Source organism: Streptomyces sp. SID5785, from assembly GCF_009870065.1.
GTDB lineage: Bacteria > Actinomycetota > Actinomycetes > Streptomycetales > Streptomycetaceae > Streptomyces.
Genome location: NZ_WWIA01000130.1, coordinates 1 through 9,456, shown reverse-complemented (window position 1 = coordinate 9,456; position 9,456 = coordinate 1). Strand labels below are relative to the sequence as shown.

9 protein-coding genes are annotated in these 9,456 nt (G+C 68.6%); all 9 read right to left on the bottom strand.

Annotation, left to right across the window (positions count from 1 at the left end):
* On the bottom strand, window positions 1-294 hold a 294-nt coding region (locus tag GTW43_RS03945; protein ID WP_202501004.1), incomplete at its 3' end, for a CDP-alcohol phosphatidyltransferase family protein.
* Window positions 281-937: a phosphatidylserine decarboxylase gene (locus GTW43_RS03940; protein WP_161300210.1), complete on the bottom strand. Its 657-nt coding sequence runs from the start codon at window positions 935-937 to the stop codon at window positions 281-283. The genes GTW43_RS03945 and GTW43_RS03940, both read right to left, overlap by 14 nt.
* A 184-nt stretch (window positions 938-1,121) precedes the next feature.
* Window positions 1,122-2,327, bottom strand: coding sequence for an acyl-CoA dehydrogenase family protein (locus GTW43_RS03935; RefSeq protein WP_161300209.1), 1,206 nt, complete (start codon window positions 2,325-2,327; stop codon window positions 1,122-1,124).
* Window positions 2,324-2,836, bottom strand: a complete 513-nt coding sequence (locus tag GTW43_RS03930; RefSeq protein WP_161300208.1) for a MaoC family dehydratase — start codon at window positions 2,834-2,836, stop codon at window positions 2,324-2,326. Before GTW43_RS03930 ends, GTW43_RS03935 begins: the two co-directional genes overlap by 4 nt.
* 5 nt (window positions 2,837-2,841) lie before the next feature.
* Window positions 2,842-3,801 carry a CoA ester lyase gene (locus tag GTW43_RS03925; protein ID WP_161300207.1) on the bottom strand — a complete coding sequence of 320 codons (960 nt, stop codon included), beginning with the start codon at window positions 3,799-3,801 and terminating at the stop codon, window positions 2,842-2,844.
* Window positions 3,798-5,846, bottom strand: coding sequence for a protein meaA (locus GTW43_RS03920; protein WP_161300206.1), 2,049 nt, complete (start codon window positions 5,844-5,846; stop codon window positions 3,798-3,800). The genes GTW43_RS03925 and GTW43_RS03920 overlap by 4 nt, the downstream gene beginning before the upstream one ends.
* Window positions 5,847-5,866: 20 nt before the next feature.
* A complete protein-coding gene (gene ccrA, locus GTW43_RS03915; RefSeq protein WP_161300205.1) occupies window positions 5,867-7,204 on the bottom strand; it encodes a crotonyl-CoA carboxylase/reductase in 1,338 nt (445 codons plus the stop codon).
* 557 nt (window positions 7,205-7,761) lie between these two features.
* Entirely contained in the window at window positions 7,762-8,568 is an 807-nt protein-coding gene (locus tag GTW43_RS03910) for a TetR family transcriptional regulator (RefSeq protein ID WP_237536389.1), read from the bottom strand.
* Between the two features lie 127 nt (window positions 8,569-8,695).
* Window positions 8,696-9,456 (bottom strand): 3-hydroxyacyl-CoA dehydrogenase NAD-binding domain-containing protein (locus GTW43_RS03905; protein WP_237536388.1); only part of this gene is annotated, 761 nt, incomplete at its 5' end.

Here is a 9,456-nt window from a genome sequence, read left to right as displayed (position 1 = left end):
TCGCAGCTTGCGGGCCACCAGACCGTCGAACAGGTCGAAGATCGCGGCGGCCAGCATCAGGATCACGGCGGTCGCGGCGGAGTGCCGGGCCATGCCCGAGTCGTTGCTGCCCTGGATGTGCGGGATCAGGATGCCGGTCGTCGTGAAGTAGACCGCCATGAAGCCGCACGTGGCGTTACCGAGGGTGAGCGTGTCCGCTATCGACAGACGCAGTGAGAGCGGCATCTCCTCCGCTTCGTCCGCGCCGTCGGCGTCGGAGGCCCAGGCCTGGGTCTCTGGATCAGTCACGGTCAATGCGAGTCACCCCAGCCACCGTCTTCTGCCCGACCTCGACGTCGACCTCGACGCCCTCGGGCAGGTAGATGTCGACGCGCGAACCGAAGCGGATCAGGCCGATCCGCTCGCCCTGCTCGACCTTCGTGCCCCGGGGGATGTAGGGCACGATGCGGCGGGCGACGGCACCGGCGATCTGGATCATCTCGATGTCACCGAGCTCGGTGTCGAAGTGCCAGACGACGCGCTCGTTGTTCTCGCTCTCCTTGTTGAACGCCGGGACGAAACCGCCGGGGATGTGTTCGACGGACGTCACGGTGCCGGCGAGCGGGGCGCGGTTCACGTGGACGTTCAGCGGGCTCATGAAGATCGCGACGCGGGTGCGGCCGTCCTTCCACGGCATGATGCTCTGCACCACGCCGTCGGCCGGGGAGATGACCCGGCCGGGGGCGATCTCGCGCTCGGGGTCGCGGAAGAACCACAGCATGCCGGCCGCCAGAGCGGTGGTCGGGACGGCGAGTGCTGCGGCCTTCTTGGAACGACGCGAACGGGCCAGGCTCAGAGCGGCCGTGGCGACGGTCGGAAGGAGCCACGGCGATGCTCCGCGCGCAAGGCGACCACCGAGGAAGCCGTCGCGTGGTGCAGAGGTTTGGCTGTGGGGCATGGATGACCTTCGTAGCGGATGAGGCCGCGCTGGTTACGGGGGGACGGCGGCTTTTCCGGGGATGCTATCGGTTGCGAGCCACAACTGGGCAAGCCAGGAAGCCGAGTCGGCGGCCGAAGAGTGTTGACGGGGTGTGATCTTCTTCGCGAAGAAAACACCCCGTAACAGGACATCACGCCCAGGCTCAGCCCTGGAACCGATACTCTTCGAGCAGTCGACGACCAATGATCATTTTCTGGATTTCGGCGGTGCCTTCACCGATCAGCAGCATCGGAGCCTCGCGGTAGAGGCGCTCGATCTCGTACTCCTTGGAGAAGCCGTAACCACCGTGGATGCGGAAGGCGTCCTCGACGACCTCCTTGCAGTATTCGGAGGCCAGGTACTTGGCCATTCCTGCTTCCAGGTCGTTTCGCTCCCCGGAGTCCTTTTTGCGTGCCGCATTGACCATCATCGCATGGGCGGCCTCGACCTTGGTAGCCATCTCGGCCAGCTTGAACTGGATGGCCTGGTGCTGGGCGATCGCCTTGCCGAAAGTGTGACGCTGCTGGGCATAAGAGACGCCCAGTTCGAAAGCACGCTGCGCGACACCGCAGCCACGGGCCGCGACATTCACGCGGCCGACCTCGACGCCGTCCATCATTTGGTAAAACCCTCGGCCGGTCTCGCCGCCGAGCACACGATTGGCCGGAATGCGCAGGTCGTCCATCACCAGTTCCGTGGTGTCGACGCCCTTGTACCCCATCTTGTCGATCTTCCCGGGAATGGTGAGTCCGGGCCGGACCTCACCGAAACCGGGCTCCTTCTCCACGAGGAAGGTCGTCATCGACTTGTGCGGGGCCGTGCCCTCGGTGTGGCCTTCGTCACTTCGTGTGAGAACCGCCACAAGCGTTGACGTGCCGCCGTTGGTCAGCCACATCTTCTGACCGTTCAGGACGTACTCGTCGCCGTCCCTGACCGCCTTGGACGAGATCGCGGACACGTCCGAGCCGAGCGCCGGCTCGGACATCGAGAACGCGCCGCGCACCTCGCCCTGCGCCATCCGCGGCAGGAAGTGGTCCTTCTGCTCCTGCGTGCCGTGCTGCTTGAGCATGTACGCCACGATGAAGTGCGTGTTGATGATGCCGGAGACCGACATCCAGCCGCGCGCGATCTCCTCCACGCACAGGGCATACGTCAGCAGCGACTCGCCCAGACCCCCGTACTCCTCGGGGATCATGAGGCCGAACAGACCCAGTTCCTTGAGCCCGTCGACGATCTGCTGCGGGTACTCGTCGCGGTGCTCCAGCTCCGTCGCGACGGGGATGATCTCCTTGTCCACGAAATCCCGGACGGTGGACAGGATCTCCTGCTGCACATCCGTCAGGCCGTGGGTCTGGGCGAGTCGGCTCACTTCTGCTTCTCCTGAAGGTCCGGGCGGCCGGGCTGCTCGCCGCCGCGCTCCTTGATGTACGTCTCGGTCGGCACCATCACCTTGCGGCGGAAGACGCACACGAGGGTGCCGTCCTGCTTGTAGCCCTTGGTCTCGACGTGGACGATGCCGCGGTCGCTCTTCGAGCGCGACGGCGTCTTGTCGAGGACCGTGGTCTCGCCGTAGATCGTGTCGCCGTGGAAGGTGGGCGCCACGTGCTTGAGCGACTCGATCTCCAGGTTGGCGATGGCCTTGCCGGAGACGTCCGGGACGGACATGCCGAGCAGCAGGGAGTAGATGTAGTTTCCGACGACGACGTTCTTGCCGAAGTCCGTCGTCTTCTCCGCATAGTTCGTGTCCATGTGGAGGGGGTGGTGGTTCATCGTCAGCAGGCAGAAGAGGTGGTCGTCGTACTCGGTGACCGTCTTCCCGGGCCAGTGCTTGTAGACGTCGCCGACGGTGAACTCTTCGTAGGTGCGGCCGAACTGCATGGGTCTTACGCCTCCGGGGCCTCGAACGTGCTGGTGCGCTGCATGCCGGCCGCGCGGCCCTTGCCCGAGATGACCAGGGCCATCTTGCGGGAGGCCTCGTCGATCATCTCGTCGCCGAGCATGGCCGAGCCCTTCTTCCCGCCGGCCTCGGACGTGTAGTAGTCGTACGCGTCCAGGATCAGCTCGGCGTGGTCGAAGTCCTCCTGCGACGGCGAGAAGATCTCGTTCGCGGCCTCGACCTGACCGGGGTGGAGCACCCACTTGCCGTCGAAGCCGAGGGCGGCGGCGCGGCCCGCGACCTCGCGGAAGCCGTCCACGTTGCGGATCTGCAGGTAGGGGCCGTCGATCGCCTGGAGGTCGTTGGCGCGGGCGGCCATCAGGATCTTCATCAGGATGTAGTGGTAGGCGTCGGCGCCGTAGCCGGGCGGCTGCTCGCCGACGACCAGGGACTTCATGTTGATGGACGCCATGAAGTCGGCCGGGCCGAAGATGATCGTCTCGATGCGCGGGGACGCCTCGGCGATCGCGTTGACGTTGTTCAGGCCCTGCGCGTTCTCGATCTGCGCCTCGATGCCGATCTTGCCGACCTCGAAGCCCATCGTCTTCTCGATCTGCGTCAGCAGCAGGTCCAGGGCGACGACCTGGTCGGCCGTCTGGACCTTGGGGAGCATGATGCAGTCGAGGTTCTGGCCCGCTCCCTCGACGACGGTGACGACGTCGCGGTAGGTCCACTCCGTGGTCCAGTCGTTGACCCGCACGACGCGCGTCTTGCCCGTCCAGTCGCCCTCGTTGAGGAACTTGACGATGGTGTGCCGGGCGTCCGGCTTCGCGAGCGGGGCGCAGGCGTCCTCCAGGTCGAGGAAGACCTGGTCGGCCGCCAGACCCTGGGCCTTCTCCAGGAAGCGCGGGTTGCTTCCGGGCACCGCGAGACAGGAGCGGCGCGGGCGGAGACGGTTCACAGTCATGCGGGGACCTCCAGAGGGTCGAGCTGGTTCGCTGTCCGGATCTCGTCGACGATACGGCCGATGATCTCCGTGATGCCGAAGTCCTTCGGGGTGAAGACGGCGGCCACTCCCGCCCGCTTCAGGTCCTCGGCATCGGCGTGGGGGATGATGCCTCCGACGATCACGGGGACGTCGGCGGCGCCCGCCTCGCGCAGCCGCTCCAGGACGTCGGGCACGAGCTCGGCGTGCGATCCGGAGAGGATCGACAGGCCGACGCAGTGCACGTCCTCGGCGAGCGCGGCGGACACGATCTGGTCCGGGGTGAGCCGGATGCCCTGGTAGACCACCTCGAACCCGGCGTCGCGGGCCCGCACGGCGATCTGCTCGGCGCCGTTGGAGTGCCCGTCCAGGCCCGGCTTGCCGACCAGGAGGCGCAGCTTGCCGCCCAGCTCCTCGCCGGTGCGGCGGACCTTCTCGCGGACCTCGGCGAGCGGGGTGCCGGGCTCGGCGGTCACGGCCACCGGCGCCGACGACACGCCCGTGGGGGCGCGGAACTCGCCGAACACCTCGCGCAGCGCGCCGGCCCACTCGCCGGTCGTGACTCCGGCGCGGGCGCACTCGAGGGTGGCCTCCATCAGGTTCTCCGTGCCCGCCGCGGCCTCCTTGAGGCGCTCCAGGGCCTGCCCGGTGGTCGGGTAGTGGAACGGGTCGCCCATGCCCTGGCGGTCGCTCGACTCCTGACGGGTCGTCTTCCACTCGCCGATGGCGGCCACGACCCGGGCCTCCACGGTGTGGTCGACGGTCATGATCGCGGCGTCCAGGTCGGTGGTGAGCGGGTTCGGCTCGGTCGACTCGTAGACGTTGACGCCGACGATCTTCTCGTCGCCGGCCTCGATGCGGGCACGCCGCTCGGCGTGCGAGGAGACGAGCTGCGACTTGAGGTAGCCGGACTCGACGGCGGCCATCGCGCCGCCCATCTCCTGGATCCGGTCGATCTCGGCGAGGGACTCCGCGACGAGCTCGTCGACCTTCTTCTCGACGACGTGCGAGCCCGCGAAGATGTCGTCGTACTCGAGCAGGTCGCTCTCGTGCGCGAGCACCTGCTGGATGCGCAGGGACCACTGCTGGTCCCAGGGGCGCGGCAGGCCGAGCGCCTCGTTCCAGGCCGGCAGCTGGACGGCGCGGGCGCGCGCGTCCTTGGAGAGGGTGACGGCCAGCATCTCGAGGACGATCCGCTGGACGTTGTTCTCCGGCTGGGCCTCGGTCAGGCCGAGCGAGTTGACCTGCACGCCGTACCGGAAGCGGCGCTGCTTCGCGTTCTCGATGCCGTACCGCTCGCGCGTGATCTGGTCCCAGATCTGCCCGAACGCCCGCATCTTGCACATCTCCTCGATGAAGCGGACGCCCGCGTTCACGAAGAAGGAGATGCGGGCCACGACGTCCCCGAACTTCTCGGCGGGGACCTGCCCTGAGTCGCGTACGGCATCGAGAACGGCGATGGCGGTGGACATCGCGTACGCGATCTCCTGGACCGGCGTGGCCCCCGCCTCCTGGAGGTGGTACGAGCAGATGTTGATCGGGTTCCACTTGGGGATGTGGGACACCGTGTAGGCGATCATGTCGGTCGTCAGACGCAGGGAGGGTCCCGGCGGGAAGACGTGCGTCCCGCGCGAGAGGTACTCCTTGACGATGTCGTTCTGCGTCGTGCCCTGGAGCGTCGCGATGTCCGCGCCCTGCTCCTCCGCGACGACCTGGTAGAGCGCCAGAAGCCACATGGCGGTGGCGTTGATGGTCATCGAGGTGTTCATCTGCTCCAGGGGGATGTCCTGGAACAGCCGTCGCATGTCGCCGAGGTGCGAGACCGGGACGCCCACCCGGCCGACCTCGCCGCGGGCGAGGACGTGGTCCGGGTCGTAGCCGGTCTGGGTCGGCAGGTCGAAGGCGACCGACAGACCCGTCTGGCCCTTGGCGAGGTTGCGCCGGTACAGCTCGTTGGACGCCTCAGCCGTGGAGTGACCGGCGTACGTGCGCATGAGCCACGGCCGGTCCTTCTGACGCTCGGTCATCTGCTGTGCTCCCTGGGGAATCAGATGTTGCGGAAGCGGTTGATGGCGTCGATGTGCTGGGCGCGCTTGTCGTGGTCGCGCACGCCGAGGCCCTCCTCGGGGGCGAGCGCGAGGACGCCGACCTTGCCCTGGTGGAGGTTGCGGTGGACGTCGTAGGCCGCCTGGCCGGTGTCCTCCAGGGCGTACGTCCGCGACAGGGTGGGGTGGATCTTGCCCTTGGAGATGAGCCGGTTGGCCTCCCACGCCTCGCGGTAGTTGGCGAAGTGCGAGCCGATGATGCGCTTGAGGGACATCCACAGGTAGCGGTTGTCGTACTCGTGCATGTACCCGGACGTCGAGGCGCAGGTGGTGATGGTGCCGCCCTTGCGGGTGACGTAGACGCTGGCGCCGAAGGTCTCGCGGCCCGGGTGCTCGAAGACGATGTCGATGTCCTCGCCGCCGGTGAATTCGCGGATGCGCTTGCCGAAGCGCTTCCACTCCTTCGGGTCCTGGGTGCGCTCGTCCTTCCAGAACCTGTAGCCCTCGGCGTTGCGGTCGATGACCGCCTCGGCGCCCATGGCCCGGCAGATGTCGGCCTTCTCGGGGGAGGAGACGACGCAGATCGGGTTGGCGCCGCCGGCCAGCGCGAACTGGGTGGCGTACGAGCCGAGGCCGCCGGAGGCGCCCCAGATCAGGACGTTGTCGCCCTGCTTCATGCCGGCGCCGTTGCGGGAGACCAGCTGGCGGTAGGCGGTGGAGTTCACCAGGCCCGGGGCCGCGGCCTCCTCCCAGCTGAGGTGGTCGGGCTTCGGCATCAGCTGGTTCGACTTGACCAGGGCGATCTCGGCGAGACCGCCGAAGTTGGTCTCGAAGCCCCAGATGCGCTGCTCGGGGTCGAGCATCGTGTCGTTGTGGCCGTCGCTCGACTCCAGCTCGACGGAGAGGCAGTGCGCGACGACCTCGTCGCCCGGGTTCCAGGCGTTGACGCCCGGGCCGGTGCGCAGCACGACGCCCGCCAGGTCGGAGCCGATGATGTGGTACGGCAGGTCGTGACGCTTGGTCAGCTCGCTGAGCCGGCCGTAGCGCTCCAGGAAGCTGAAGGTGGAGACGGGCTCGAAGATCGAGGTCCAGACCGAGTTGTAGTTCACGGAGGAGGCCATGACGGCGACGAGCGCCTCGCCCGGGCCCAGCTCGGGCACCGGAACGTCGTCCAGGTGGATGGACTTGCGGGGGTCCTTGTCGCGGCTGTCGAGCCCCGCGAACATCTCGGCCTCGTCCTTGTGCACGGTGATCGCGCGGTACGAGTCGGGCAGCGGCAGGGCGGCGAAGTCGGCAGACGTGGCGGTCTGCGACTGAATCGCGTCCAGGATTTCCTTCACGGTGGTGCCTCCGGCGATGAGCGTCTGAGGGGAACGCTGAGTCGGGGTCTGGTCGGGGTGGTGCGGAGATGCCGTCGGTTCGGCGCGGTGGTGCGATGGCAGCGCCGGGTGGGGCGCGGAAGGGTGCCTGTGACGCAGGCGTCCGGGCGCGCCGGCCGCGGTGGTCGCGGCTTGCGGGGACAGCCGGCGTGCGGAAGTTCTCTGCACGCCGGCCGCCCGGACACCTTCAACGTATGGCACCGCGTGACAACGCACAAGGCACTGCGTGCCATCAATTTCGCTCAGGTGAAATCTTTGCCCGACAGCTGAGCGATGATCGATCATCCGTGGTCAGGGGCGGTTTCCCGGTACGGGAAGGGATCGATGATCGATCACTGCGGGCGGCGGGGCCGTGATCGGGGCCGCCGGAGGAGCAGATGTGCTGGCACTGCGTGCCAGGCCGTGCGGAGCGCGACACGGCCGGTGCTGCCGAAGGGGTGACGCCCGGCGCGGGGCATGCAAAAGGCCCCCGGGATCGCTCCGCGGGGGCCTTCGCCGACGTCCCTGGGCGGGGAGGGTCAGCGGTGCTGCAGTGCTTCCTCGATCGTGCGCATGACCTCGGACAGCGGGGCGTCGGTACGGGCCACCGTGACCAGCACCTCGTCCGAGCGCGAGACCTGCGCGGCCGGCGGGGCGGCGGGCGTGCGCCCGGCCCCGATCCCCGTGCCGAAGGTCCGCCGCACGATGGCGAAGGCGTGGTCCAGCTGTGTCTCCACGTCGCCCTGGCCGCCGGCCCGCAGCCAGCGCCGCAGCACGTGGTTGTGCGCGGTGACGACGGCCGAGGCGGCGACCTCCGCGAGCAGCGGGTCGTCGTTGCCGTCGTGGTGCGCCTGCTCGTCGAAGTGGCCGAGCAGGTAGCGCGTGAACAGCCGCTCGTAGCGGGCCACGGAGGCGATCTCCGCCTCGCGCAGCGTCGGCACCTCGCGCGTCAGCCGGTACCGCTCGACGGCGACCGCCGGTGACGACGCGTACATCTTCATGACTTCCTTGATGCCGCGGCAGACCGTGTCGAGCGGGTGCTCGTGCGGCGGGGCCGCGTTGAGCACCGCCTCGGCGCGCACCAGGGTGTCGTCGTGGTCGGGGAAGATCGCCTCTTCCTTGGACCGGAAGTGGCGGAAGAAGGTGCGGCGCGCGACCCCGGCCGCCGCGGCGATCTCGTCGACCGTCGTCGCCTCGTACCCCTTGGTGGAGAACAGCTCCATGGCCGCCGCCGCGAGCTCCCGGCGCATCTTGAGCCGCTGCGCGGCGGCACGGCTGCCCGCGGCGCTCTCCACCGGAGTGTCGGACGGGGCGGGAGTACGGGAGGTCTGGTCGGCCTTGGGCATGACCCGAACGTACTGCATGGATGTTCCCCGACGCTCCCCGGTCAGCGGGCCGCCCGGTTCCCCGAGCAGCCCGCCCCAGTGCGGACCCGCGTCCGGGCCGGTACCCGGCGCGGCTCCCGTGCCCGCCTCAGCGCCGGGCATATTCGCGGAAGCCACGGCCCGTCTTGCGGCCGAGGCAGCCCGCGGCCACCAGGTGCTCCAGGAGCGGCGCGGGCGCGAGGCCAGGGTCGCGGAACTCGCGGTGCAGCACCTTCTCGATGGCCAGGGACACGTCCAGACCCACCACGTCGAGGAGTTCGAAGGGGCCCATCGGATAGCCGCCGCCGAGCTTCATGGCGGCGTCGATGTCGTCCAGCGTCGCGTAGTGCTCCTCGACCATCTTGATCGCGTTGTTCAGGTACGGGAACAGCAAAGCGTTCACGATGAAGCCCGCGCGGTCGCCGCAGTCCACCGGGTGCTTGCGGACCTTCAGGGTCAGGTCGCGGACGGTCGCGTGCACCTCGTCGCTCGTCAGGACCGTGCGCACGACCTCGACGAGCTTCATCGCGGGCGCCGGGTTGAAGAAGTGCATCCCGATCACGTCCTGCGGCCGGGACGTGGCGCGGGCGCACGCGACGACCGGCAGCGACGAGGTGGTCGTCGCGAGGATCGCGCCCGGCTTGCAGACCTTGTCGAACGTGGCGAACAGCTGCTGCTTGACGTCCAGGTCCTCGGCGACCGCCTCGAGCGCGAGGTCGACGTCGGCGAAGGCGTCGTACGAGCCGGCCGGGGTGATCCGGGCGAGCGTCTGCTCGGCGGCCTCGGCGCTCGTGCGGCCCTTGTCGACAGAGCGCTTCAGCGACTTGGCGATCCGCGCCTTGGCCGCCTCGGCCTTCTCCTCGCTTCGGA

What these genes read in the sequence shown, in the direction of transcription:
- GTW43_RS03930 (WP_161300208.1), bottom strand. Translation starts at nt 2,836, where the DNA reads ATGCAGTTCGGCCGCACCTACGAAGAGTTCACCGTCGGCGACGTCTAC.
- GTW43_RS03940 (WP_161300210.1), bottom strand. Translation starts at nt 937, where the DNA reads ATGCCCCACAGCCAAACCTCTGCACCACGCGACGGCTTCCTCGGTGGT.
- GTW43_RS03925 (WP_161300207.1), bottom strand. Translation starts at nt 3,801, where the DNA reads ATGACTGTGAACCGTCTCCGCCCGCGCCGCTCCTGTCTCGCGGTGCCC.
- GTW43_RS03920 (WP_161300206.1), bottom strand. Translation starts at nt 5,846, where the DNA reads ATGACCGAGCGTCAGAAGGACCGGCCGTGGCTCATGCGCACGTACGCC.
- GTW43_RS03910 (WP_237536389.1), bottom strand. Translation starts at nt 8,568, where the DNA reads ATGCCCAAGGCCGACCAGACCTCCCGTACTCCCGCCCCGTCCGACACT.